We start from the raw sequence: 24703 nt of genomic DNA on the forward strand, positions 1-24703 counted from the left end.
GTGTCAATTGATGAAATGTAAAAAAGAATGGATGCAGGAAGAATTGGACACAGATTGTCATGATCTAACATGATTTCGAATGAAGAAATTAAAACATCATAAGGAAACCATAATAAATCATATAAATCAGCGTCTAAAAACAATCTCTAAAATCAGATTAGATGGAAGAGAACTATAAACATTCGGAGTTGACAGGAAGGATCATTAAAGCGTATTATCAGGTTTATAACGAGCTTGGTCACGGCTTTCTCGAGAAGGTTTATGAGAAAGCGATGATGATTGAACTGTCTAAAATGGGCTTAAAGGCTGAAGAGCAAAGGAATATTAAAGTATTTTACCGAGGAACTGAAGTCGGCGATTATTATGCGGATATTATTGTCGAAAATTGTGTGATCCTTGAACTGAAAGCGGTTGAAGTATTGGCTCCTGAGCATGAAGTACAATTGGTCAACTATTTGAAAGCAACGGAAATTGAAGTAGGTTTATTGCTGAATTTTGGACCCGAACCTGAGTTTAAGCGAAGAGTGTTTTCAAAAGACTATCTTCGAAGACTCGATTGATGAAATGTCAAAGAATTGGATGCAGGAAGAATTAGACACAGATTGTCATGATCTAACATGATTTCGAATGAAGAAATTGAAACATCATAAATAAATCATATAAATCAGCGTCTAAAAACAATATAAATCAGGTTCTAAAAGTTATGCCGCAAAATGACAACATAGAAATCAGGAGCGACGAGGTTCAGGAGATCATCGGGAAGTCGCCGTCGTGGTTGCTGCGAAGCGGGCTGATGGTTATTATCGGTTTTTTGCTGTTGCTGTTGCTCGGAAGCTGGCTTTTTCATTATCCCGATATGATCCGGGCGCGGGTGGTGGTCATGTCTGAAAACCCGCCGGCCCATATTGTGGCCAGGACAACCGGGCGTATTGATCAGCTGTTTGTTCAGGACAAGGGGCTTGTATCCAACGGACAAATTATCGCCATCCTCGAAAATACCGCCAACCACGAAGATGTTGCCCAATTAAAAAAAGACCTGCTGGAAACGGATCGTTTTTTCATCACGTTTGATACCTTATATTATAAGGAAATTACAACGGATTACAGTTTGGGCGATATTCAGTCTGATTTTTCTTCTTTTTTACGTTTATATCATAATTACATCAGTTTTGTCCGCCTGAACTTTTACCCGCAAAAAGTCGCCTCGCTGCGCGAGCAGGTATATATGCAGCGGGTTTATTACGACCGGTTGTGGAGCCAGCGGCAAATCCTCGAGAATGAATACCAGATTGCGCGCGATCAGTTTAAGCGCGATTCGATGTTGTACCGGCGCGAAGTTCTTTCGCTGGTCGATTTAAAGAAATCCGAGTCGGCCTTATTGCAAAAGCAGTATGCCTTTAACGGGGCCCGGACCACCCTGGCCCAGACGCAAAAAGAAATTATCGAAATGGAGCAGGCAGTCATCGGGACCGAAAAAGAATTTGAAGACCAGAAACGCCGGCTGCAAACCGAACTGATAGAATCATTAAACGTATTAAAGAGCCGGCTCGAATACTGGGAGAACTCCTTTGTGCTGAAAACGCCGATCGAGGGGAAGGTGACCTTCACAAACTTCTGGAGTAAAAATCAGCAGGTAAAAAGTGGCGATATTGTTTTTACCATTGTCCCCGAACACGAAAGCCATATTATCGGCCGTGTCAGTCTGCCCTTGCGCGGCGCCGGAAAAGTAAAGGTCGGGCAGCCCGTCAATATTCGTTTCGATAATTTTCCATATATGGAGTACGGGGTGGTCAGGGGAACGGTAAAGTCGATCTCACTGGTGCCGTCGAACGATAATTATATTGCCGAAATTGATCTGCCGCAGGATTTGAAGACCAATTACAACATTCCGTTAACCTTTAGCCAGGAAATGAAAGGCGATGTGGAGATTGTGACCGAAGACCTGCGTTTGCTTCAGCGTTTTTTCAATCCGGTTAAATCGCTTTTCAAGGAAAAAGTCCTGAATTAGCCTGATACCCATCTGCTTTTTTAAATAATTTTCGAAAAACAATACGAAAAACGATTGTTCTTTTCTGAAAATTAGTACTTTTGCCTGCCGTTTTTGGAGGATTCTGTCAAAAACGGAGATGGTTGCATTTGTATTTATTGAAAAATCAATACCTTTGCAGTCCATTTTACGAAAACTTTAATAAAAATAAAAATAGTTGTATGCCAACGATTCAGCAGTTAGTTAGAAAAGGGAGACAATCAAAAGTAGTTAAGAGTAAGTCTCCGGCTTTAGATTCTTGCCCGCAAAGAAGGGGAGTTTGTGTACGTGTATACACCACAACCCCGAAAAAACCAAACTCGGCGATGCGTAAAGTTGCCAGGGTACGGTTGACAAACGGCAAAGAGGTGAACGCTTACATTCCGGGAGAAGGCCACAACCTTCAGGAGCACTCTATTGTATTGGTACGCGGTGGTCGGGTAAAAGACCTGCCAGGGGTACGTTATCACTTAATCCGTGGCGCTTTGGATACCGCAGGTGTTGAAGGTCGTACGCAACGACGTTCAAAATACGGTACTAAAAGGCCGAAGAAGAAATAATAAATGGATGTTTAGTGGTTTGGTTGAGTAAATGATCCGGCAAGTGTGCCGGAGAACTGAAGCTCAAATAAGTCACAACCAATTCGAATAACACTAAAAGTTTTAAAAGATGAGAAAATCAAAACCAAAGAAGAGGATCATTCTGCCCGATCCAAAATTTAACGACGTTCTGGTAACACGATTTGTAAACGACCTGATGGTTGATGGTAAAAAATCCATTGCCTATGGTATTTTCTACGATGCGCTGGAGTTGGTTGGCAATCGTTTGAAAAACGAAGAATTATCTCCGCTTGATGTCTGGAAAAAAGCGCTGGAGAATGTTACTCCGGCCGTAGAGGTGAAAAGCCGCCGCGTTGGTGGAGCTACTTTCCAGGTTCCTATGGAAATCCGTCCCGAAAGAAAAGTTTCAATCTCAATAAAAAACCTGATCCTGTTTGCACGCAAACGCTCAGGTAAATCAATGGCTGATAAGTTGGCTGCTGAAATTCAGGCTGCTTTTAACGAAGAAGGTGGCGCCTTCAAGAAAAAAGAAGAGACACACCGTATGGCTGAAGCTAACCGTGCTTTTGCCCATTTCCGGTTCTAAACGAAGGATTGGTATTAGTTTAAATCAGGATTAGAATAATTGGTAAACATGGCTAGAGATTTAAAATATGTAAGAAATATCGGTATCATGGCCCACATCGATGCCGGAAAAACAACAACGACTGAGCGGATCCTGTATTATACCGGTTTGACTCACCGTATCGGCGAGGTGCACGACGGAGCTGCTACCATGGACTGGATGGAGCAGGAGCAGGAACGTGGTATTACCATCACGTCGGCTGCTACAACGACATTCTGGACCCACGAAGATATACAACACCAAATTAATATCATCGATACTCCCGGACACGTTGACTTCACCGTTGAAGTTGAACGTTCGTTGCGTATCCTCGACGGCGCTGTGGCCCTTTTCTGTGCAGTAGGCGGCGTTGAAGCCCAATCGGAAACCGTTTGGCGTCAGGCTGAAAAATACGGCGTGCCACGGATTGGTTTCGTCAATAAAATGGACCGCTCAGGTGCCGATTTTTATGATGTTGTTTCGCAGGTCCGCGAAAAACTCGGGGCAAACCCGATTCCGATTCAGATCCCGATTGGCGCCGAAGAAAAATTCGAAGGGGTGATCGACCTGATCGAAATGAAAGCGGTTCGTTGGTATGACGATGCCGCTATGGGGACGACCTATGCACTCGAAGAAATTCCGGCCAACATGCTCGAACAGGCCAATGAGTATCGCGCTCAGATGGTTGAAGCGGTTGCCGAACTGGATGATAATTTACTGGAACGCTTCTTTGATGATCCGGATTCGATTACTCCTGCTGAATTGCATGCTGTCATCCGCAAAGCGACCGTTGCCGGTATCATTGTGCCGATGATGTGTGGCTCGGCATTCAAAAATAAAGGTGTTCAGCGTTTATTGGATGCGGTTTGCGAATATTTGCCAAGTCCGCTGGATAAAGGAGAAATAATCGGAATCGATCCAAAATCTGACAATCAGGTGGTACGCCATGCCGATGTCGATGAACCCTTGACTGCTCTCGCATTTAAAATTGCCACCGACCCCTACGTGGGCCGTTTATGTTTTATCCGCGTATATTCCGGTAAACTGGAAGCAGGTTCAACCGTATATAATTCGCGTACAGGGAAAAAAGAGCGTATTTCGCGTCTTTTTCAGATGCACTCAAACAAACAAAATCCGAAGGATGTCATCGAAGCAGGCGATATTTGCGCCGCGGTAGGTTTTAAAGACATCCGCACCGGAGATACCCTGGCCGATATTGACCATCCGGTTACCCTGGAAAGCATGGACTTCCCGGAACCGGTAATTGGTATTGCCGTAGAGCCAAAAACACAAAAAGACCTGGATAAACTGGGACTTGGTTTGGCAAAACTGGCCGAAGAAGATCCTACGTTCAAAGTTCACACCGACGAAGAATCGGGTCAGACCGTTATTCGTGGTATGGGCGAACTTCACCTGGAAATCATCATCGACCGGTTGAAACGCGAGTTTAAGGTTGAATGTAACCAGGGTAAACCTCAGGTGGCCTATAAAGAAGCGATCAGCCAGACCGTTGAATTGCGTGAAGTGTTCAAAAAACAATCAGGTGGTCGCGGTAAATTTGCCGACATCATTGTTCGCGTAGGTCCGGCCGAGGAAGGAAAAGAAGGCTTAACCTTCATCGACAGCATAAAAGGTGGTCGTATTCCGAAAGAATTCATCCCGCCGGTACAAAAAGGTTTTGAGTCGGCTATGCTGAACGGGCCATTGGCCGGGTTCCAGTTGGATAGCCTTCAGGTTGAACTGATTGACGGTTCATTCCACGCGGTTGACTCCGACCAGTTGTCGTTCGAAATTTGTGCCCGCCAGGCTTTCAAAAGCGCTGCATCAAAAGCAGGCCCCAAATTGCTGGAGCCCATTATGAAAGCAGAGATCGTAACCCCGGAAGAATACATGGGCGACATCATCGGCGACCTGAACCGTCGTCGCGGTAACGTGGCCGGCATGGAAGAAAAATCCGGAGCACGTGTGATTAAAGCAACGGTGCCGCTGGCCGAAATCTTTGGTTACGTCACCACACTGAGAACATTGTCTTCAGGTCGTGCGACCTCTTCGATGGAGTTTTCTCATTACGAAGAAGTACCGCGCCAGATGGCCGTCAAAGTACTTGAAGAAATAAAAGGAAAAGTAGAGTTATTGTAAAATAATTTATTTATCTCACTATGAGTCAAAAGATCAGAATTAAGCTGAAATCGTATGATCACAACTTGGTTGACAAGTCGGCTGAAAAGATCGTTAAGACAGTGAAAACAACCGGTGCAGTTGTGAGCGGGCCAATTCCGCTTCCAACGCACAAACGTGTTTTCACGGTATTGCGTTCAACTTTCGTGAATAAAAAGTCACGCGAGCAATTTCAGTTGTCTTCTTACAAACGTTTGATCGACATTTACAGCTCAACAGCTAAAACCATCGACGCCTTAATGAAGCTTGAATTACCAAGCGGCGTTGAAGTAGAAATTAAAGTTTGATAACCTGTAAAAAGCAAAAAAAATGGCAGGATTAATCGGTAAAAAAATCGGAATGACTTCCGTATTCAGTGTTGAGGGGAAAAACATCCCATGCACTGTGATTGAAGCCGGTCCTTGTGTGGTAACACAAGTGAAAACGGCAGAAACCGATGGCTACGAAGCAATTCAGTTAGGTTTTGGTGACAAGAAAGAAAAAAACACCAGCAAAGCTGAATTTGGTCACTTCAAAAAAGCAGGAAGTGAACCAAAGCGCGAAGTCGTTGAGTTTCGTGATTTTAACGACGGGTTTAAACTCGGCGATACCATTACTGTTGACACCATCTCGGAAGATGGCTGGGTAGACATTACTGGTGTGACAAAAGGTAAAGGATTTCAGGGCGTTGTTAAACGGTACAACTTCGGTGGAGTTGGCGATGCTACACATGGTCAGCACAACCGTCTGAGAGCCCCCGGTTCATTAGGCGCTTCTTCGTACCCCTCGCGCGTATTCAAAGGAATGCGGATGGCAGGTCGTACAGGCGGAGCGAACAAAACTGTTCAAAACCTGAAAGTCCTGAAAGTAATCCCTGAATCAAACCTGCTGATTGTTAAAGGTTCGGTTCCGGGAGCAAAAGGTTCAACCGTAATTATTTATCAGTAATGGAAGTACAAGTATTAAATACAGCCGGAAAAGAAACCGGAAGAGCAGTCGTTCTCAATGAACTGATCTTCGGTGTTGAGCCCAGTGACCACGCCATTTACCTGGATGTAAAACAGTACATGGCCAACAAACGTCAGGGGACTCATTCAGCGAAAGAAAGAGGAGAAGTTGCCGGAAGTACCAGGAAAATCAAAAAACAAAAAGGTACAGGTGGCGCACGTGCAGGCAGCATCAAATCTCCCTTGTTTCGCGGTGGTGGCCGTGTTTTTGGACCACGCCCCAGAAACTACAGCTTTAAGCTGAATAAAAAAGTGAAAGCCCTGGCCCGTAAATCAGCCTTGACTTACAAAGCACAGGCAAGCGATATTCTGATCCTTGAAGATTTCAATCTGGATACTCCGAAAACAAGAGAGATGGTCAATATCAGTAAGAATCTGAATATTACCGATAAAAAGTCGCTTTTCGTTTTACCGGAAGAAAATAAAAACATATATTTGTCATCCAGAAATTTGGATGACGTATCTGTTGTAGTTGCCTCAGAATTAAGCACTTACCAAATCATGAATGCTAAGAAAATTGTTTTCTTAGAGAGTTCTTTTGGTAAAATTGAAGAACAATTTAAGATTTAAGGGGGAAAAGAAATGAATATTTTAATTAAACCCATCGTAACGGAAAAAGTAACGGGACAGGCTGAAAAGCTGAATCGTTATGGTTTTGTCGTTCGGAAAGATGCCAATAAGCAACAGATAAAAAAAGCAGTTGAAAGTTTGTACAACGTGAATGTCGTTTCTGTCAATACCATGATTTATGCCGGTAAAAATAAAAGCCGGTACACAAAAAGCGGTATGATTAACGGCAGGACCAATGCGTTCAAAAAAGCCATTATCACGTTGGCAGAAGGAGATGCGATTGATTTTTACAGTAATATATAATAAACAAAAATGGCAGTAAGAAAATTAAAACCAGTTACTCCGGGTCAAAGGCATAAAATTATTGGTGCTTTTGATACGATTACTGCATCAACGCCTGAAAAATCATTGTTGAAGCCCATGCAAAAGTCCGGTGGTCGTAACAACCAGGGACGCATGACAATGAGGTATATAGGTGGAGGGCACAAAAAGAGATACCGCGTGATTGATTTCAAACGCGAAAAAGACGGTATCCCTGCTCGTGTTGAGTCAATTCAGTATGACCCGAACCGTACGGCCCGTATTGCACTGTTGGTTTATGCCGACGGTGAAAAACGGTACATGCTTGCACCGAATGGATTGCAGGCCGGTCAAACGGTATTAAGCGGTTCAGGCATCGCACCTGAAATTGGCAACTCCCTCCCTCTTGGTGAAATACCTCTGGGAACATTGGTTCACAACATTGAACTTCACCCTGGACAAGGGGGCGTGATGGCACGTAGTGCAGGTACTTATGCACAGTTGACCTCAAGAGAAGGAAAATACGCTATCGTAAAACTACCTTCAGGCGAATCCAGAATGGTACTTGTTTCTTGTAAAGCGACCGTTGGTACTGTTGGAAATACAGAACACAACCTGGAACGCTCAGGTAAAGCCGGTCGTTCACGTTGGTTAGGAAGAAGACCACGCGTACGCGGTGTTGTAATGAACCCGGTTGATCACCCCATGGGTGGTGGCGAAGGACGCGCTTCAGGCGGACACCCGCGCTCACGCAAAGGCTTATTGGCTAAAGGTTATAAAACCCGCGCCAGGAAAAAAGCTTCCAACAGGTATATTGTAGAAAGACGCAAGAAATAATAAAGGAGAAGAACTATGAGTCGTTCATTAAAAAAAGGCCCTTTCATTGCCTACAAACTCGAAAAGAAAGTATTGGGTTTGAATGAATCAGGTAAAAAGTCGGTGATTAAGACTTGGGCCAGGGCATCAGTAATCTCTCCTGACTTTGTAGGGCATACCATCGCGGTACATAACGGGAATAAATTTATCCCCGTTTATGTGACCGAAAATATGGTTGGTCATAAACTAGGCGAATTTGCACCTACAAGAACATTCAGGGGACATGCCGGTAACAAAAGGTAGGCACGAGTTTCTCATTAACTATTAAAAGAACTTACGATGGGTGCTAGAAAAAGAAATAAAGCAAACGAACTTAAAGAAGCTAAGAAATCACAATATTTTGCAGTATTGAAAGATTGCCCGACTTCTCCGCGTAAAATGAGGCTTGTGGCCGATATGGTTCGCGGAATGGAAGTTAACCGGGCGCTGGATGTCTTAAAATATTCGTCGAAAGAAGCTTCAAGAAAAGTTGAAAAACTGTTGATGTCGGCCGTGGCAAACTGGCAGGCAAAAAACGAAGGAACTCGCCTTGAGGAAAGCAATTTGTTTGTGAAGAATATTGCCGTTGATTCAGGACGTATTTTAAAACGTCTTCGTCCCGCTCCGCAAGGCCGGGCACACCGGGTCCGCAAGCGTTCGAACCACGTTACACTTTGCATCGATAGTAAAAATGTTGTTAACGAAAACGAATAAATAGTAATACATGGGACAAAAAGTTAATCCAATCGCTAATCGCTTAGGAATTATCCGTGGATGGGATTCCAACTGGTTCGGTGGAAACGACTATGGTGACAAGCTGGTTGAAGATACGAAGATCCGTGAATACCTGAATGCCCGTTTGGCAAAAGCAAGTATTTCCAAGATCATTATCGAACGTACCCTGAAGCTGATTACCATTACTGTTCACACCTCACGCCCAGGTATTATTATTGGCAAAGGTGGTCAGGAAGTTGATAAGCTGAAAGAAGAATTGAAAAAAATTACGAGCAAAGAAGTTCAAATCAATATCTTCGAGATTAAACGACCTGAACTCGATGCCCGTATCGTGGCAAATAATATTGCACGTCAGATCGAGGGAAAAATCGCTTACCGCCGCGCTGTGAAAATGGCCATCGCTTCTACCATGAGAATGGGAGCACAAGGAATCAAAGTGATGGTTTCAGGCCGCTTAAATGGCGCTGAAATGGCTCGTTCTGAAATGTATAAAGACGGCCGTACTCCTTTGCACACACTCAGAGCCGACATTGATTATGCTTTGGCCGAAGCTTTAACAAAAACAGGGTTGCTTGGCGTTAAAGTCTGGATTTGTAAAGGTGAAGTATACGGAAAACGCGATCTGTCGCCAAACGTAGGACAAAAATCACCTGGCGTACCAGCCGGTGCCGGTCCGCGTGGCAACAGAGGAAGCGGTTTCAAAAAGAAAAGAAAATAATTGGAAACCTTTTAACTAAAAAAGGATGTTACAGCCAAAAAGAACAAAATTTAGAAGAGTCCAGAAGGGCCGGATGAAAGGTATCGCTCAGCGCGGAAACCAACTGGCATTCGGTTCATTCGGGATCAAGACGTTGGAGGAAGCATGGATTACCGGTCGTCAGATCGAAGCGGCGAGGGTTGCGGTAACACGTCATATGCAACGTCAGGGTCAAATCTGGATCCGTATTTTCCCCGATAAACCAATTACCAAAAAACCTGCTGAAGTACGTATGGGTAAAGGTAAAGGTGCTCCTGAAGCATTTGTAGCTCCGGTGACTCCCGGCCGAATCATTATTGAGGCCGATGGCGTGCCCTTTGAAATGGCGAAGGAAGCCCTTCGTCTGGCCGCTCAAAAATTACCGGTTACGACCAAGTTTATAGTTAGACGTGATTATGTTGAATCTGAAAAAGAAGATTAAGAATGAAAACTTCTGAAATTAAAGAATTAACGGATAAGGAGATCCTGGAGAGAATCCATCTGGAGAACGAAACCTTGACGCGTCTGAACATGAACCACGCTGTATCTCCACTCGATAACCCGATGAAAATTAAGGTTGCCCGGAGAAATATTGCACGCCTGAAGACCGTGTTACGTCAACGGGAATTGAATCAAAATCAGAATTAATTTTGTAGAATGGAAACACGTAATCTGAGAAAAGAGCGTACCGGGGTCGTTGTGAGCGACAAAATGGATAAAAGCATTGTTGTTGCTGTTAAAATGAAAGAAAAACACCCGATCTACGGGAAATTCGTTAACAAAACAACTAAATTTTATGCTCACGACGAGCAAAATACCTGCAACGTTGGTGATACCGTACGGATCATGGAAACACGTCCGTTGAGCAAAAGCAAACGTTGGAGATTAGTTGAAATTATTGAAAGAGCTAAGTAATCATGATACAACAGGAATCAAGATGTACAGTAGCCGATAACAGCGGAGCAAAAGAAGTGCTTTGTATCCGTGTTTTAGGCGGAACCAGAAAGCGCTATGCCTCGCTGGGCGACATCGTGGTCGTTACTGTGAAAAGTGCGATCGCGAGTAGTGATATGAAAAAAGGGACTGTTTCGAAAGCAATTGTTGTACGCACAAAAAAAGAAGTTCGTCGTCAGGATGGTTCTTATATCCGTTTCGATGACAACGCTGTTGTGCTGCTAAACAACGCTGGCGAAATGCGCGGTACCCGTATTTTCGGACCTGTTGCAAGAGAACTTCGTGACAAAAACATGAAAATTATTTCACTTGCACCAGAAGTACTATAATGCATAAATAAAACAAGATGCAGAAGAAATTACATATCAAAAAAGGAGACACAGTTGTTGTAACTGCCGGAAACGATAATGGACGGCAAGGAAAAGTACTGGAAGTAATCCGGGAAAAAAGCAGAGCAATTGTGGAGGGCGTTAATATGATTAAAAAACATACCAAACCCAATGCGGAAAATCCGCAGGGAGGTATTGTTGAAAAGGAAGCGCCAATCCACATTTCCAACCTGATGCTGGTTGATCCGAAAACCGGAACACCCACCCGTATCGGTCGGAAACTCGGCGACAACGGTAAATTAGTTCGTTATTCAAAAAAATCTGGAGAGGAGATTAAGTAATGGCTTATACACCAACACTTAAGAAGAAATATTCGGAAGAAATCATTCCTGCATTAATGAAGGAATTTGATTACAAATCTGTTATGCAGGTGCCGAAGTTGAAGAAAATCGTCCTGAATCAGGGTGTTGGAGCTGCAATTGCCGACAAAAAAATCATTGAAGTCGCTACTGATGAGATGACCATGATCGTCGGACAAAAGGCAGTCCAAACCAAATCTAAAAAGGACATTTCAAACTTTAAGTTAAGAAAGAAAATGCCGATCGGTGTTCGCGTGACCCTGAGAAGGGACAAAATGTATGAATTCCTTGATCGTCTGATCAATGTTTCTTTGCCACGTACACGTGACTTTAAAGGAATTGAGAGCAAAATGGACGGACAAGGAAACTACACCCTGGGAATTCCGGAACAGATCATTTTCCCCGAAATTAACATTGACAAAGTAAACCGTATTAACGGGATGAACATTACTTTTGTGACTTCTGCTGAAACAGACGAAGAAGGATACGCTTTGTTGAAAGAGTTAGGTTTGCCTTTTAAAAACGTAAAAAAGAATTAAGCTATGGCAAAAGAATCCATGAAAGCCCGCGAAGTGAAAAGGGCAGCACTGATTGAAAAATACGCTGAAAAAAGGGCTCAGTTGAAAGCAGAAGGCGACTTTATCGGCTTGCAAAAACTACCTAAAAATTCATCAAAGGTACGTTTACACAACCGTTGTAAATTAACAGGGCGTCCCAAAGGATATATTCGCCAGTTTGGTATTAGCAGGATTAACTTCCGCGAAATGGCTTCTGCTGGTTTAATTCCGGGCGTTAAAAAAGCTAGTTGGTAATTATTAATCAAAAAGTAATGAGCAAAATTACAGATCCAATAGCAGATTACTTGACACGCATCAGAAATGCTCAAAAAGCCAAACACCGCGTAGTCGATATTCCTGCATCGAACATAAAAAAGGAAATCACCAAGATCTTAAAAGAGAAAGGTTATATCCTGAATTATAAGTTTGAAGATGAAGTGAATTATCAGGGGAATATTAAAATTGCTCTGAAGTATCATCCTGAAACAAAAACACCAGCCATCAAGTCAATCAAACGGGTCAGTAAACCCGGTTTGAGACAGTACTGCGACAGCGAGAACATTCCTCGTGTATTAAACGGCCTGGGAATTGCAATTCTGTCGACCTCCAAAGGTGTGATTACTGACAAAGAAGCTCAGACACAGGGAGTCGGTGGTGAAGTTTTATGTTACGTTTATTAATAAGGAGGAAAAACAATGTCAAGGATAGGTAAATTACCCATCGAAATTCCTGCCGGAGTAACGATCGCTGTCAGCCCGGAAAACCTGGTAACAGTTAAAGGAAAGCTCGGCGAACTTTCGCAACAGGTAGACCGTGAGATTGAAATAGCTGTTGAAGGAAACCAGGCGCTGGTTAAACGTCCAAGCGAGCAGAAAAGGCACCGCGCCATGCACGGTCTTTATCGTTCGCTGATCCATAACATGGTGGTAGGCGTTTCTCAAGGCTATGAAATTAAACTGGAACTGGTCGGTGTTGGTTACCGTGCCGAAAGTCAGGGCCAATTGCTCGACCTCGTTTTAGGCTATTCTCACCACACCTTTCTGGAACTTCCGAAAGAAGTGGCGGTTGAAGCCGTAACCGATAAACGCAGTAACCCAACTATTACTCTTAAAAGCTGCGATAAACAGCTTATTGGCCAGGTTGCGGCTAAAATCAGATCATTCCGTGCTCCTGAACCTTACAAAGGAAAAGGTGTGAAATTCGCGGGTGAAGTATTACGTCGCAAAGCCGGTAAATCTGCAGGTGCTAAATAGTAAAATTTGAAACCATGGCTTTAACGAAACAAGAAAGAAGATATAGAATAAAAATGAGAATCCGGAAAATTGTTTCCGGAACTGCTGAAAGACCGCGCCTGAGCGTATTCAGAAGCAACAAACAAATCTATGCCCAGTTGGTTAACGACCTTGCCGGCACCACCTTGCTGGCAGTCTCTTCATTAGATAAAGAAATCGGTGCAGCCGAAGGAAATAAATCCGAAAGAGCTGCCCTGGTTGGAAAAGCTTTAGCTGAGAAAGCAATCGCTGCCGGTATTTCAAGTGTTGTATTCGACCGCAATGGTTATTTGTATCACGGTAGAGTTAAACAATTAGCTGATGCTGCCCGTGAAGGTGGCCTTAAATTTTAATGATTATGGCAGGAAATATCAAAAAAGTCAAAACAACTGACATTGAACTTAAGGACAGGTTAGTGGCGATTAACCGCGTAACCAAAGTAACCAAAGGGGGTAGAACGTTCAGCTTCTCAGCCATTGTCGTGGTCGGTAACGAAGATGGTATCGTCGGATGGGGACTTGGCAAGGCAAGCGAAGTAACAGCAGCCATCGCGAAAGGCGTTGATGCTGCCAAAAAGAACCTGGTTAAAATCCCGATCAACAAAGGCACCATCCCTCACGAACAAGTGGCTAAATTTGGTGGCGCCAATGTATTCCTGAAACCTGCATCGCATGGTACAGGTGTAAAAGCAGGGGGTGCTATGCGCGCCGTGTTGGAAAGTGTTGGAGTCCATGATATCCTGGCGAAATCCAAAGGATCATCGAACCCGCATAACCTGGTGAAAGCGACGATGAATGCACTGCTCGAAATGAGAGATGCTTACACCGTGGCTCAGCACAGAGGAGTTTCATTGGAAAAAGTTTTTAAAGGATAGAAACATGGCTAAAATAAAAGTAACACTGGTAAAAAGCATAATCGGTTCCGAAAAGAGCCAAAAAGCAACCGTTGAAGCTCTAGGAATTAAAAAATTGAATCACAGTGTTGAACACGAAGCTACACCCGCGATATGGGGTATGGTGAACAAAGTGAAACATTTGGTGAAAGTTGAAGAAATTTAAAATATTTTAAGATTAAAACTATGGATTTAAGTAATCTTAAACCTGCAGGAGGATCCGTTAAAAAAGTAAAGCGCATTGGTCGTGGTCAAGGCTCCGGACATGGTGGGACCTCCACCAGAGGTCACAAAGGTGCCCAGTCGAGATCAGGATACAGTCGTACCCGCGGATTTGAAGGCGGTCAGATGCCTTTGCAACGCGTGGTGCCAAAATTCGGATTCAACAATGTAAACAGGGTAGAATATAAAGCCATCAACTTAAGCACACTGCAAACATTGGCCGAAAGCAATCAACTTTCAGCAATCGATGTTCAGTTATTGGTTGATGCCGGTCTGGCTTCAAAAAACGACCGTGTGAAAATTTTAGGAAAAGGCGCGTTAACGCTTAAGCTCGATGTTAAAGCACATGCTTTCTCTAAAAGTGCAAAAGAAGCCATTGAAAAATTAGAAGGAACCACAGAAACACTCTAACCTAATGAAAAAATTTATCGAAACCCTAAAGAATATTTATAAAATCGAGGATTTAAGAGCCCGTTTGGGCTTAACCTTATTTCTTCTTTTGATTTATCGATTAGGATCGTTTGTCGCCTTACCGGGAATTGATCCCGCTCAACTTGGACAGTTGAAACAACAAACTTCAGAGGGGTTGCTGGGGTTGTTAGACATGTTCTCGGGAGGGGCTTTCTCAAACGCTTCTATATTCGCTTTAGGGATTATGCCTTACATTTCTGCTTCTATTGTCATCCAGTTAATGGGAATAGCCGTCCCGTATTTTCAACGGATGCAAAAAGAGGGAGAATCAGGAAGAAGGAAAATCAACCAGATAACCCGTTATCTGACGGTGTTGATTTTGTTGTTCCAGGCACCGGCGTATCTTGCCAACTTAACCTATCAACTTCCTGCAGAAGCATTTGCAATGAGCGGCTGGATGTTTAAACTGACATCAACAATCATTCTGACTGCCGGATCGATGTTTATTATGTGGTTGGGAGAACGCATCACCGATAAAGGAATAGGTAATGGTATTTCGTTGATTATCATGATTGGTATTATTGCCCGTCTGCCATTCTCTGTTTTTGCAGAGTTTGTTTCCCGTTTGGAGCAACAGGGTGGCGGTATGGTCATGTTCCTGATTGAGTTTGTTGTCCTGTTCATCGTTTTCATGGGGAGCATCCTGTTGGTACAAGGTACCCGCCGGATCCCGGTACAATATGCAAAACGCATTGTTGGAAACAAACAATACGGGGGCGTACGTCAGTATATACCATTAAAAGTGAATGCCGCCGGGGTAATGCCGATCATTTTTGCCCAGGCGATCATGTTTGTTCCGATTAGTATTGCAGGATTTGCCAATTCGGAAAGCATGAGCGGTTTTGCGGCTGCAATGTCGAATCATGTTGGGTTTTGGTATAATTTCTCTCAGTTTGTCATGGTGGTTTTGTTTACGTATTTTTACACCGCCATTACTGTAAACCCGGTACAAATGGCCGAGGACATGAAAAAGAACGGTGGTTTTATCCCGGGGGTAAAACCCGGTAAAAAAACGGTCGAATTTCTCGATACAGTCATGTCGCGGATTACGCTTCCCGGATCAATTTTCCTCGGAATCGTAACCATTTTGCCTGCATTTGCAATGATGGCCGGAATTAACACGCAGTTCGCCTATTTTTACGGCGGTACCTCCCTGTTGATTCTGGTTGGCGTGGTGCTCGATACGTTGCAACAAATCGAAAGCCACCTGTTGATGCGGCATTATGACGGTTTGATGAAATCAGGCCGGATTAAAGGACGTACCGGCGGTGGTGCTGCTATGTATTAAACGTCTTTCATCTAAATTAACAATATGGCCGGGATGGTTGAAAAACCGGACCGGCATTAAATTGGACAGATAAATAAATATGGCAAAGCAGCCTTCCATAGAACAAGACGGAGCAATCATCGAAGCCTTGTCAAATGCCATGTTTCGGGTTGAACTCGAAAACGGGCACGTGATCACGGCACACATCTCTGGTAAAATGCGGATGCATTATATCAAAATTCTTCCGGGAGATAAGGTGAAAGTGGAGATGTCTCCATACGACCTGACTAAAGGACGGATTACTTTTAGATATAAAAATTAAAGTACGAAATAATGAAAGTAAGAGTATCCATTAAGAAGCGCAGCGCCGACTGCAAAATTGTTCGCAGAAAAGGCCGTTTGTACGTGATCAATAAAAAGAACCCAAAGTTCAAACAGCGTCAAGGATAATTAATTAACTTTGTAAAAATTTTTTTTATGGCTCGTATTGTTGGAGTTGATATTCCTAATAATAAAAGAGGTGAAGTGGCATTAACCTATGTTTTCGGTATTGGCCGGAACCGTGCCCGGTTCGTCCTCGAAAAAGCTGGCGTTGATTTTGACACCAAAGTGCAGGATTGGAATGATGACCAATTTGCTGCAATTCGTAAAGTAATCGGCGAAAGTTTCAAAGTTGAAGGTGAACTTCGCTCTGAAAACCAGTTGAACATTAAACGATTGATGGACATCGGTTGTTACCGTGGCATCCGTCACCGTATTGGCCTTCCGGTACGTGGGCAAAGTACTAAAAACAATGCCCGTACACGTAAAGGAAAGAAGAAAACTGTAGCTAATAAGAAGAAAGCCACTAAATAATTGATCGTTAAGTTATGGCAAAAAAATCCGGAACTACAAGAAAAAGAGTTGTTAACGTTGAAGCTACTGGCCAGGCGCATATTCATTCCTCATTCAATAACATTATCATTTCACTGACCAATAATAACGGAGAAGTTATCTCCTGGTCGTCGGCTGGTAAAAAGGGATTCAGAGGTTCAAAGAAAAATACGCCTTATGCCGCACAGGTAGCCGCAGAAGAATGTGCAAAAACGGCCTATGACCTGGGTCTCAGAAAAGTAAAAGTCTTTGTAAAAGGCCCCGGAAACGGGCGTGAATCTGCTATTCGTGCGATTAACAGCGTGGGAATTCAGGTAAACGAAATTGTTGATGTGACTCCACTGCCGCACAACGGTTGCCGCCCTGCAAAAAGAAGACGTGTTTAATCTTTTAATTTGGATGAATAATGGCAAGATATAGAGGCCCAAAATCAAAAATCGCACGAAAATTTGGTGAACCAATTTTCGGACCAGACAAAGTTCTTGAAAAGAAAAATTATCCTCCCGGTTTTCACGGTTTAGCCAGCCGCAGACGTAAAAAATCTGAATACGGTTTGCAATTGCGTGAAAAACAAAAGGCTAAATACACCTATGGCGTGTTGGAACGGCAGTTTGCCAACTTGTTCCACAAAGCTTCTGCTGCGAAGGGGATTACCGGTGAGGTATTGCTTCAGTTGCTCGAGTCAAGGCTCGACAACGTGGCTTACCGTCTTGGATTGGCCCGCACCCGCGCAGGTGCACGGCAGTTGGTCACCCACAAACACATCATGGTTAACGGTGAAATCGTTAATATTCCTTCTTATCAGCTTCGTCCCGGCGATGTGGTAAGTGTACGCGAAAAATCAAAATCGCTTGAAATCATTTCGGCCGCTTTGACTTCTCATCGTTACAACAAACACGCCTGGTTGGAGTGGGATGGAGCCCAAATGACCGGAAAATTCCTGAATCGCCCGGAACGGGAAGAAATTCCGGAAAACATTAAAGAACAACTGATCGTAGAGTTGTATTCTAAATAATAAAATTACTCAGTATTATTATGGCAATATTAGCGTTCCAAAAACCTGACAAAGTAATAATGGTAGAGTCCGATGAGAAAGTCGGTAAATTCGAATTTCGTCCATTGGAGCCTGGTTATGGGATTACCATCGGTAATGCCTTGCGTCGAATCCTGTTATCTTCGTTGGAGGGCTATGCAATAACTACCGTTAAAATAGAAAGCGTAGACCACGAGTTTGCAACGGTTAAAGGAATCATGGAAGATGTCACTGAAATCATCCTGAACCTGAAACAAATCCGTTTTAAACGTGAAGTAGAAGATTTTGACAGTGAGAAAGTTTCTATCACCATTACCGGACAGGAAAAATTTACGGCTGGCGACATCAATAAATTTATGACCGGTTTCCGTGTCTTAAATCCAGAGCTGGTTATTTGCCGCATGGAAGCTGATGTTAAATTGCAAATGGAAATTACCATAGGCAAAGGTCGCGGCTATGTTCCCAGCGCTGAAAATAAGCCGGTAGATGCTGAGTTTGGTATAATTCCGATTGATTCAATTTTCACACCGATAAAAAATGTGAAATATGCAGTTGAAAACTATCGGGTTGAGCAGAAAACTGACTACGAAAAGTTGGTTCTCGAAATCAAAACCGATGGTTCAATCCATCCAAAAGATGCCTTGAAAGAAGCTGCCAAGATCCTGATTTATCACTTCATGTTATTCTCTGATGAAAAAATTACCCTTGATTCGGACGAGAAATTTGCAAACGAAGAATTTGATGAGGAAGTGCTGCACATGCGTCAACTTCTGAAAACCAAATTGGTTGATATGGATCTGTCAGTTCGCGCATTAAACTGTCTGAAAGCTGCCGATGTGGAAACCTTGGGCGAATTGGTTACCTATAACCGGAACGATTTGCTTAAATTCAGAAACTTCGGTAAAAAATCATTAACAGAGTTGGATGATCTGTTGAATGCCATGAATCTGACATTCGGAATGGATATTAGTAAGTATAAATTAGACAAGGAATAAGCACAAATGAGACATAATAAAAAAATCAACCATCTGGGACGGAAAAGCGCTCATCGCAAAGCTTTGTTGTCGAATATGGCCAATTCTTTGATTTTGCACAAAAGAATTACCACGACAACAGCCAAAGCCAAAGCGCTAAAGATGTATGTTGAGCCGCTTATTACAAAGGCAAAAAATGATACAACACATTCACGTCGTACCGTTTTCAGCTACCTGAAAAGCAAAACGGTTGTTGCTGAACTTTTCAGAGATGTAGCCGAAAAAATCGGCGATCGTCCGGGCGGTTATACCCGTATCCTGAAAACAGGTAACCGTTTAGGTGATAATGCCGAAATGTGTATCATCGAGCTTGTTGATTTCAATGAAAACATGCTCGCGGCTAAAGAAACCAAAACCAAATCACGTCGTTCGCGCCGTGGCTCCGCTAAAAAAGCAACTGAAACTGCCGCTCCTGCAGCGAAAGCTGAAGTTGCCCAGGAAGAAGCAGCCGATGTGGTTGAAGAAACGAAAGCCGAAGCCGTTGAAGAACCGGCAACTGATGAAGCTCAGGCTGACGAGACAAGAGCTGAATAGTTTATTCAGACAAAAAATAGAAAAGCTGACTTTAAAGTCAGCTTTTTTTGTTTATGCTATTGGTCCCAAATCAACCACTGATTTATTTCGAAAAGCACTTGACTTTTTCCTGCAGTGTGGCAGCAGGAACCGGTTTTACCAGGTAATCATTTGCGCCGTACTGCAGGCAACGGTTACGGTCGTTTTCCATGTTGCTGGTGGTAAACACCATAATCGGCGTTTTCCGGTTGCTGTTACGCTCTAACTGGCGAATCTTTAAGGTTGCTTCAGCTCCATCCATAATGGGCATCCATAAATCCATGATAATTAAATCATAGAGATTATGTGCAGCCTTATTAACCGCTTCTTCGCCGTCATTTGCCGTATCGATATCGTGAGAATTCCGAAGTGAGTATTGAACAAACTTCTGATTAATCGGATTATCATCTACAACCAATATCTTCAAAGCAGTCGTTTTTGATTAAAAATTACAGTTTAAAGATACGCATATTCATCCCAAAAATCATTTACATTTGCTAACTGAAGTTTTGGATTGGATAGTTCAAAATACCATTTTGACAGATTAGCTAATAAATTGACAGATATGAGCGACGACAAAAAGATTATTTTTTCGATGTACCGGGTGAGCAAAACTTACCCTCCACAGAAGCAGGTGATTAAAGATATTTCCCTTTCATTTTTCCTTGGAGCCAAAATTGGGATCATCGGGTTGAACGGATCAGGAAAATCGACCTTGCTTAAAATTATTGCCGGCCTCGAAAAATCATACCAGGGCGAAGTCGTGTTTTCACCCGGCTACAGTGTGGGTTACCTGGAGCAGGAACCACATCTCGACCCTTCGAAAACAGTGAAGGAAATCGTGGAAGAAGGTGTACAGGAAGTGGTTGATGTGTTGAAAGCCTACGAAGAGGTAAACATGCGCTTTGCCGATCCCGATGTGCTGGAAGACCCGGACAAAATGGATGCCCTGATGAACGAACAGGCCCGGCTTCAGGAGAAAATTGACCAATACGATGCCTGGAACCTGGATACAAAACTCGAACGCGCGATGGATGCGTTACGCTGTCCTCCGGGCGATCAGCCGGTGAGCGAGCTTTCGGGCGGCGAGCAGCGTCGTGTGGCTTTATGCCGTTTATTGTTGAAAGAGCCGGATGTGCTGTTGCTTGATGAACCGACCAACCACCTTGACGCCGAATCGGTGCAGTGGCTGGAATTACACTTACAGCAATATAAAGGAACAGTGATCTGCATCACGCACGACCGCTATTTCCTCGATAATGTAGCCGGCTGGATTCTGGAACTCGACCGGGGCGAAGGCATTCCGTGGAAAGGAAACTATACTTCCTGGCTCGAGCAAAAATCACAACGCCTGGCGATGGAGGAAAAACAACAATCGAAGCGCCGGAAAACCCTGGAACGCGAGTTGGAATGGATCCGTATGGCGCCCAAGGCCCGTCATGCCAAAGCCAAAGCCCGTTTAAATGCCTACGACCAGTTGATGAACGAGGACGTGAAACAAAAAGAGGAAAAACTGGAGATTTTCATCCCGAATGGCCCTCGTCTGGGCGAAAAGGTGATCGAAGCGCACGGCGTGTCCAAAGGATTTGGCGACCGGCTGTTATTCGAAGACCTTGACTTTGTATTGCCTCCCAACGGGATTGTTGGCGTTATTGGACCCAACGGCGCCGGGAAAACCACCCTCTTTAAGCTGATTATGAAACAGCTTGAAGCCGATAAAGGAACTTTTGAGTTGGGAGAAACGGTGAAGCTGGCTTATGTCGATCAGTCTCATGCTGCCATCGATCCGAATAAAACGGTTTATGAAGTGATTTCGGGCGGAAGTGATTTGATCGCGATGGGAGGGCGCCAGATTAATGCCCGCGCATATGTATCGCGTTTTAATTTTACAGGCTCCGACCAGGAAAAGAAATGCGGTATCCTTTCGGGTGGAGAGCGCAACCGGCTGCACCTGGCCATGGCCTTGAAAGAAGAAGGCAACGTGTTGCTGCTCGACGAACCAACTAACGATATTGATGTCAATACCCTGCGGGCGCTGGAAGAAGGGCTCGAAGACTTTGCCGGTTGCGCCGTGGTGATTTCGCACGACCGCTGGTTCCTCGACCGGATTGCCACCCATATCCTGGCATTTGAAGGCGAATCGCGCGCTTATTTCTTCGAAGGAAGCTATTCTGAATATGAAGAAAACAAAAAGAAACGGTTGGGCGATGAAGGTCCGCACCGCATTAAATATAAAAAGCTGGTGAAATAGCCCTTTTTTTGCCCATGCTGTTGTGTGAAATAACAGCCAGACTAAAATTTCCTGCCGTGAAAAATCTTTTTTTACAGTAGGAAATTTTCGTTTCTACCCTGCACAAAACCAGTGATAACAGCCTTCGCGAAGGAAAATCGCTTCGTGATTAACCTTTGCGTTACCCGGCAGCAAAACAGTTGTTTTATTTAACCGGGCTATCGACGGGACGGCTATGCCCTTATTTTTCCGCTTTGCCGCCTGACTGAAAATTTACAAGGTTAAAATATTGTTTTGTTTGTGAAGTTTTGAGTGTTTGATTAGTTTTGAACTGAGAAAACCGATTAAATTTACGTTAAAACGAGAAAAGATGGATGCTTCGGAAAGGATAAGGAAACAAAAAGAACTGATTGAGTGCATTGGTCGGCATCGCGAACGGGATGGGATCCAGCCGGTTGCTGCCCGTATTATGGGTTTGTTGATGGTGATGGATAAAGAAGAGTATACCTTTGAAGAGATCGTAACAGAGATGCAGATTAGCAAAGGGACTGTCAGTACCGCCCTTAAAAACCTGGAACTGCGCGGATGTATCGAATATACAACCTACCCGGGCGACCGCAAACGTTACTACCGGGCGATATCGAGAGATGTCCCTGCCATTCTCGGGGAAGCGGAGAAGAAAATCAGGCAGCACATCGATCTGATTGACCAGATTATCAGCTTAAAAACAGACCAGAACTCAAAGAATGTGAATTTATTGAAATCGATTTCTGATGGATTGAAGTTTTTTCTCGTAAAAGCAGAAGAATTTAAAAAGGAGATGTAAACAATAATGAGATTCTTTTGTCATTGATTCGTATATGAAAATTTACGTTTAAAAATATGATTAAACGGGCCATGAAAACCATTCCACAGGCTGGTAGCCTGATCGGTACGCTTGTAAGAAATTCAGGATTTATGTGGGTATCGCTGCTGATGATGCTTGTTTTTTCTTCATCAGCTTCTGCCCGGCAAACCGACCGTACGGCAAAATACCGTATCCGTGTTTTAGGGATGAATATCGGTGAATTTACCGTGAACCAAAAAAATGTGGGCGATGAGGTCAGGATCGAAGCAGTCACTGACGTTGAAGTAAAAATTATTTTCACATACCGGGTTAAGTTTATACAAAATAGTATCTACCGCGACGGGAGTTTATGGAGTTCGCATGTACAAACCATAAAAAACGGGAAACTGAATTCGGATTTGCGGCTTGAAAAGCAGGGCGATGCCTATCTGCTGGTCGAAGACGGAGACTCCACTTTTGTGAATGAAAATATTACCTACAGCGGGAGCTTGCTTTATTTCAATGAGCCGGAGCAGGTTGCATACCTGTTTAATGAACGGAACGGCGAAAAGAAGCCGCTGAAATGTACCGCCGACCAAACCTATGTGATTACCGACGAAAAAGACAATAAAACAAATGAATACAATTATAAAGACGGTATTTTAGACCGCGCCTTACTGATACATCCGTTAGCAACAATCCATTTAGAACGCAGATTGCCATGATTTTTTATTCTCCCATAGAACCGGTTTATTTTTTGCTCCCCTTGTTCGGCCTGATCATCGGGTTGTTCGGGACCATGCTTGGCGGAGGAGGCGGATTCTTTTTTCTGCCGATCCTGATGCTTCTTGTAAAGGCGCCGGCTCAAACAGCGGTAATCACCTCGTTGGTTGCCACCTTACCGATATGCCTGGTTGGCTCGCTTGGGCATTACCGAAAAAGCAATATCAATATTCAGATGGCTGTTTTATTTGCCATATCGGGTATTGCCGGGGCTTTTACAGGCGCCGGTATTACGCGGCTGGTCAGCGGCAGTATGCTTAAAGTGAGTTTCGGGGTTTATTCTGTTTTAATTGCAGTCAACATGATTGCCGGCACCTGGCGTAACCGGCATGACGGCGTTACCACAAAAGTACAACGCTACTCCGGGCAGGAAATAGCAAAGGGGTCATTTTTCGGCTTATTTGGCGGAATTATTACCGGTGCTTTTGGCACAAGCGGAACAGCGCCTGTCCTTGCCGGCCTGTTTTCAATGCGTATTCCTTTAAAGATGGTGATCGGTACATCCATGCTGGTTGTTTTGATCAATACATTTTTTGCGGTAGGCGCACATTTTTTAATCGGGAAAATCGATCTGACCCTGGTGGGATTTCTGACTGCCGGATCTGCAATCGGGGCGCTTACCGGACCTAAATTACTGGCAAACGTTAAAGTCGGAAATTCTGAAAACAAAATTAAATATGCTTATGCCGCTGTGATGGTGGCATTGGGGGTTTTAATGATTGCCGGATAGTGTGAAATGATAAACAGTAGAATATGATCCGTACAATTTATTTGATTATTCTTACTTATTTTTTGCTTGGCGGGATTGGTTTCTATTTGATCAACCGGAATAAAGAGGCACGGGTGGCCCGGAAAAGTTACACCAAGTTTATCGCTTATTTTTTTATTATCAACCTTTTGTTTTTCAGCATTGTTGTTAAACCTGTTCTGTTCACATATCTGGCCGCGCTGATTGTCGGTGTCGGGTTTTATGAATTATTTAAATTGTTCCGTTTAAGCAGGTATCAACTCAAAGGTTTTTTTGGGTTGTCGCTGTTTATTTATACTGTTCTGTCGACAGGTTTTTTCCTGTTTAGCAGCCAGGATAAGGGATTAATCCTCTTTTCATTTTTAATCCTTTCCATTTTCGACAGCTTCAGCCAAATCAGCGGGCAGCTCTGGGGACGTACGAAACTGCTGCCCGAAATCAGCCCCAATAAAACGGTTGGCGGGCTGGTTGGCGGGACGCTGGTGGCGATGGCAAGTTCGCTGTTGCTTGATGACCTGTATGACGGATTGCCATTAAAATCAGTATGGATAGCAGCAGGTGTTGTGTTTTTTGCCTTTGCAGGCGATGTGGCAGCATCCTATTATAAAAGAAAATATCAGGTAAAAGATTTCAGTCAGCTGATTCCGGGACACGGAGGTTTTCTCGATCGTTTCGACAGCCTGATTGCCGGTGGGGCATGGGTGGCGTTCGGCGTGTATATATTTAATTTTTAGCCTGATCAGTACCAACTA

40 protein-coding genes are annotated in these 24703 nt (G+C 43.7%); 39 read left to right on the plus strand and 1 reads right to left on the minus strand.

The genetic code is table 11. From position 1 onward, the window contains the following. The first annotated feature begins 161 nt into the window (after window positions 1–161). From ACOIT5_RS12580 to rplQ, 34 genes are all read left to right on the plus strand, one after another. Window positions 162–560 (plus strand): GxxExxY protein, encoded by a 399-nt coding sequence (locus ACOIT5_RS12580; RefSeq protein WP_423126509.1) that lies wholly within the window; start codon window positions 162–164, stop codon window positions 558–560. Between the two features lie 143 nt (window positions 561–703). After that, window positions 704–2008, plus strand: coding sequence for an HlyD family secretion protein (locus ACOIT5_RS12585; protein ID WP_423126510.1), 1305 nt, complete (start codon window positions 704–706; stop codon window positions 2006–2008). A gap of 200 nt (window positions 2009–2208) precedes the next feature. After that, window positions 2209–2586 carry a 30S ribosomal protein S12 gene (rpsL, locus tag ACOIT5_RS12590; RefSeq protein WP_423130615.1) on the plus strand — a complete coding sequence of 126 codons (378 nt, stop codon included), beginning with the start codon at window positions 2209–2211 and terminating at the stop codon, window positions 2584–2586. Window positions 2587–2695: 109 nt separating this feature from the next. Then, window positions 2696–3172, plus strand: a complete 477-nt coding sequence (gene rpsG, locus ACOIT5_RS12595; RefSeq protein ID WP_423126511.1) for a 30S ribosomal protein S7 — start codon at window positions 2696–2698, stop codon at window positions 3170–3172. Window positions 3173–3220: 48 nt separating this feature from the next. Beyond that, the gene (gene fusA, locus ACOIT5_RS12600; protein WP_423126512.1) at window positions 3221–5329 is read left to right on the plus strand and encodes an elongation factor G; all 2109 of its coding nucleotides are present in this window, start codon (window positions 3221–3223) and stop codon (window positions 5327–5329) included. Between the two features lie 20 nt (window positions 5330–5349). After that, window positions 5350–5655, plus strand: a complete 306-nt coding sequence (rpsJ, locus tag ACOIT5_RS12605) for a 30S ribosomal protein S10 (RefSeq protein ID WP_027472457.1) — start codon at window positions 5350–5352, stop codon at window positions 5653–5655. A 22-nt stretch (window positions 5656–5677) separates the two neighbouring features. Next, a complete protein-coding gene (gene rplC, locus ACOIT5_RS12610; RefSeq protein WP_423126513.1) occupies window positions 5678–6295 on the plus strand; it encodes a 50S ribosomal protein L3 in 618 nt (205 codons plus the stop codon). After that, window positions 6295–6924: a 50S ribosomal protein L4 gene (gene rplD / locus ACOIT5_RS12615; RefSeq protein ID WP_423126514.1), complete on the plus strand. Its 630-nt coding sequence runs from the start codon at window positions 6295–6297 to the stop codon at window positions 6922–6924. The genes rplC and rplD overlap by 1 nt, the downstream gene beginning before the upstream one ends. A gap of 12 nt (window positions 6925–6936) precedes the next feature. Continuing rightward, window positions 6937–7227: a 50S ribosomal protein L23 gene (rplW, locus tag ACOIT5_RS12620; protein WP_423126515.1), complete on the plus strand. Its 291-nt coding sequence runs from the start codon at window positions 6937–6939 to the stop codon at window positions 7225–7227. A gap of 9 nt (window positions 7228–7236) precedes the next feature. Further along, window positions 7237–8061 (plus strand): 50S ribosomal protein L2, encoded by an 825-nt coding sequence (rplB, locus tag ACOIT5_RS12625; RefSeq protein WP_423126516.1) that lies wholly within the window; start codon window positions 7237–7239, stop codon window positions 8059–8061. Between the two features lie 15 nt (window positions 8062–8076). Further along, window positions 8077–8343 (plus strand): 30S ribosomal protein S19, encoded by a 267-nt coding sequence (gene rpsS / locus ACOIT5_RS12630; protein WP_423126517.1) that lies wholly within the window; start codon window positions 8077–8079, stop codon window positions 8341–8343. 36 nt (window positions 8344–8379) lie between these two features. Continuing rightward, on the plus strand, window positions 8380–8793 hold the full coding sequence (rplV, locus tag ACOIT5_RS12635) for a 50S ribosomal protein L22 (RefSeq protein WP_423126518.1): 414 nt from the start codon (window positions 8380–8382) through the stop codon (window positions 8791–8793). Window positions 8794–8803: 10 nt separating this feature from the next. Continuing rightward, entirely contained in the window at window positions 8804–9532 is a 729-nt protein-coding gene (rpsC, locus tag ACOIT5_RS12640) for a 30S ribosomal protein S3 (RefSeq protein ID WP_423126519.1), read from the plus strand. A 25-nt stretch (window positions 9533–9557) separates the two neighbouring features. After that, window positions 9558–9992, plus strand: coding sequence for a 50S ribosomal protein L16 (gene rplP / locus ACOIT5_RS12645; RefSeq protein WP_423126520.1), 435 nt, complete (start codon window positions 9558–9560; stop codon window positions 9990–9992). Between the two features lie 2 nt (window positions 9993–9994). Next, entirely contained in the window at window positions 9995–10198 is a 204-nt protein-coding gene (rpmC, locus tag ACOIT5_RS12650) for a 50S ribosomal protein L29 (RefSeq protein ID WP_423126521.1), read from the plus strand. Between the two features lie 9 nt (window positions 10199–10207). Further along, the gene (rpsQ, locus tag ACOIT5_RS12655; RefSeq protein ID WP_423126522.1) at window positions 10208–10465 is read left to right on the plus strand and encodes a 30S ribosomal protein S17; all 258 of its coding nucleotides are present in this window, start codon (window positions 10208–10210) and stop codon (window positions 10463–10465) included. 2 nt (window positions 10466–10467) lie between these two features. Further along, window positions 10468–10833: a 50S ribosomal protein L14 gene (gene rplN, locus ACOIT5_RS12660; protein ID WP_423126523.1), complete on the plus strand. Its 366-nt coding sequence runs from the start codon at window positions 10468–10470 to the stop codon at window positions 10831–10833. Between the two features lie 17 nt (window positions 10834–10850). After that, window positions 10851–11174, plus strand: coding sequence for a 50S ribosomal protein L24 (gene rplX, locus ACOIT5_RS12665; RefSeq protein ID WP_423126524.1), 324 nt, complete (start codon window positions 10851–10853; stop codon window positions 11172–11174). After that, window positions 11174–11731: a 50S ribosomal protein L5 gene (gene rplE / locus ACOIT5_RS12670; protein WP_423126525.1), complete on the plus strand. Its 558-nt coding sequence runs from the start codon at window positions 11174–11176 to the stop codon at window positions 11729–11731. The genes rplX and rplE overlap by 1 nt, the downstream gene beginning before the upstream one ends. 3 nt (window positions 11732–11734) lie before the next feature. After that, window positions 11735–12004, plus strand: a complete 270-nt coding sequence (rpsN, locus tag ACOIT5_RS12675) for a 30S ribosomal protein S14 (RefSeq protein ID WP_423126526.1) — start codon at window positions 11735–11737, stop codon at window positions 12002–12004. A 26-nt stretch (window positions 12005–12030) separates the two neighbouring features. Beyond that, a complete protein-coding gene (rpsH, locus tag ACOIT5_RS12680) occupies window positions 12031–12429 on the plus strand; it encodes a 30S ribosomal protein S8 (RefSeq protein WP_432205917.1) in 399 nt (132 codons plus the stop codon). Window positions 12430–12444: 15 nt separating this feature from the next. Then, window positions 12445–13002: a 50S ribosomal protein L6 gene (gene rplF, locus ACOIT5_RS12685; RefSeq protein ID WP_423126528.1), complete on the plus strand. Its 558-nt coding sequence runs from the start codon at window positions 12445–12447 to the stop codon at window positions 13000–13002. Between the two features lie 14 nt (window positions 13003–13016). Then, window positions 13017–13373, plus strand: coding sequence for a 50S ribosomal protein L18 (gene rplR / locus ACOIT5_RS12690; protein ID WP_423126529.1), 357 nt, complete (start codon window positions 13017–13019; stop codon window positions 13371–13373). Window positions 13374–13378: 5 nt separating this feature from the next. Then, window positions 13379–13894: a 30S ribosomal protein S5 gene (rpsE, locus tag ACOIT5_RS12695; protein WP_423126530.1), complete on the plus strand. Its 516-nt coding sequence runs from the start codon at window positions 13379–13381 to the stop codon at window positions 13892–13894. Window positions 13895–13898: 4 nt separating this feature from the next. Then, complete coding sequence (rpmD, locus tag ACOIT5_RS12700) at window positions 13899–14078, plus strand: 50S ribosomal protein L30 (RefSeq protein WP_423126531.1); 180 nt, start codon at window positions 13899–13901, stop codon at window positions 14076–14078. A 20-nt stretch (window positions 14079–14098) separates the two neighbouring features. Beyond that, window positions 14099–14545: a 50S ribosomal protein L15 gene (gene rplO, locus ACOIT5_RS12705; RefSeq protein WP_423126532.1), complete on the plus strand. Its 447-nt coding sequence runs from the start codon at window positions 14099–14101 to the stop codon at window positions 14543–14545. 4 nt (window positions 14546–14549) lie between these two features. Beyond that, window positions 14550–15893, plus strand: coding sequence for a preprotein translocase subunit SecY (secY, locus tag ACOIT5_RS12710; protein ID WP_423126533.1), 1344 nt, complete (start codon window positions 14550–14552; stop codon window positions 15891–15893). A 79-nt stretch (window positions 15894–15972) separates the two neighbouring features. Beyond that, a complete protein-coding gene (infA, locus tag ACOIT5_RS12715; protein ID WP_282591442.1) occupies window positions 15973–16194 on the plus strand; it encodes a translation initiation factor IF-1 in 222 nt (73 codons plus the stop codon). Between the two features lie 11 nt (window positions 16195–16205). Further along, window positions 16206–16322 (plus strand): type B 50S ribosomal protein L36, encoded by a 117-nt coding sequence (gene ykgO, locus ACOIT5_RS12720; RefSeq protein WP_081782363.1) that lies wholly within the window; start codon window positions 16206–16208, stop codon window positions 16320–16322. A 27-nt stretch (window positions 16323–16349) separates the two neighbouring features. Continuing rightward, the gene (gene rpsM / locus ACOIT5_RS12725) at window positions 16350–16727 is read left to right on the plus strand and encodes a 30S ribosomal protein S13 (protein ID WP_423126534.1); all 378 of its coding nucleotides are present in this window, start codon (window positions 16350–16352) and stop codon (window positions 16725–16727) included. Between the two features lie 14 nt (window positions 16728–16741). Beyond that, window positions 16742–17131, plus strand: coding sequence for a 30S ribosomal protein S11 (rpsK, locus tag ACOIT5_RS12730; protein ID WP_423126535.1), 390 nt, complete (start codon window positions 16742–16744; stop codon window positions 17129–17131). Window positions 17132–17151: 20 nt separating this feature from the next. Further along, on the plus strand, window positions 17152–17760 hold the full coding sequence (gene rpsD / locus ACOIT5_RS12735) for a 30S ribosomal protein S4 (protein WP_423126536.1): 609 nt from the start codon (window positions 17152–17154) through the stop codon (window positions 17758–17760). A 20-nt stretch (window positions 17761–17780) separates the two neighbouring features. Continuing rightward, window positions 17781–18773, plus strand: coding sequence for a DNA-directed RNA polymerase subunit alpha (locus tag ACOIT5_RS12740; protein ID WP_423126537.1), 993 nt, complete (start codon window positions 17781–17783; stop codon window positions 18771–18773). Window positions 18774–18779: 6 nt separating this feature from the next. Continuing rightward, window positions 18780–19346, plus strand: a complete 567-nt coding sequence (gene rplQ / locus ACOIT5_RS12745; RefSeq protein WP_423126538.1) for a 50S ribosomal protein L17 — start codon at window positions 18780–18782, stop codon at window positions 19344–19346. An 82-nt stretch (window positions 19347–19428) separates the two neighbouring features. Here rplQ and ACOIT5_RS12750 read toward each other — a convergent pair whose 3' ends face one another. After that, window positions 19429–19791 carry a response regulator gene (locus ACOIT5_RS12750; RefSeq protein ID WP_423126539.1) on the minus strand — a complete coding sequence of 121 codons (363 nt, stop codon included), beginning with the start codon at window positions 19789–19791 and terminating at the stop codon, window positions 19429–19431. Window positions 19792–19929: 138 nt separating this feature from the next. Here ACOIT5_RS12750 and ettA point away from each other — a divergent pair, with 138 nt between their 5' ends. From ettA to ACOIT5_RS12775, 5 genes are all read left to right on the plus strand, one after another. Next, window positions 19930–21615, plus strand: coding sequence for an energy-dependent translational throttle protein EttA (gene ettA / locus ACOIT5_RS12755; RefSeq protein ID WP_423126540.1), 1686 nt, complete (start codon window positions 19930–19932; stop codon window positions 21613–21615). 349 nt (window positions 21616–21964) lie between these two features. After that, window positions 21965–22420: a GbsR/MarR family transcriptional regulator gene (locus ACOIT5_RS12760; protein WP_423126541.1), complete on the plus strand. Its 456-nt coding sequence runs from the start codon at window positions 21965–21967 to the stop codon at window positions 22418–22420. A 56-nt stretch (window positions 22421–22476) separates the two neighbouring features. Next, window positions 22477–23145, plus strand: coding sequence for a DUF6134 family protein (locus ACOIT5_RS12765; RefSeq protein ID WP_423126542.1), 669 nt, complete (start codon window positions 22477–22479; stop codon window positions 23143–23145). After that, a complete protein-coding gene (locus ACOIT5_RS12770) occupies window positions 23142–23933 on the plus strand; it encodes a sulfite exporter TauE/SafE family protein (protein WP_423126543.1) in 792 nt (263 codons plus the stop codon). Before ACOIT5_RS12765 ends, ACOIT5_RS12770 begins: the two co-directional genes overlap by 4 nt. Before the next feature lie 23 nt (window positions 23934–23956). Then, the gene (locus tag ACOIT5_RS12775; RefSeq protein ID WP_423126544.1) at window positions 23957–24685 is read left to right on the plus strand and encodes a phosphatidate cytidylyltransferase; all 729 of its coding nucleotides are present in this window, start codon (window positions 23957–23959) and stop codon (window positions 24683–24685) included. Window positions 24686–24703 lie beyond the last annotated feature (18 nt).

It is taken from the genome of Gaoshiqia hydrogeniformans, from assembly GCF_049347105.1.
Lineage (GTDB): Bacteria > Bacteroidota > Bacteroidia > Bacteroidales > Prolixibacteraceae > Gaoshiqia > Gaoshiqia hydrogeniformans.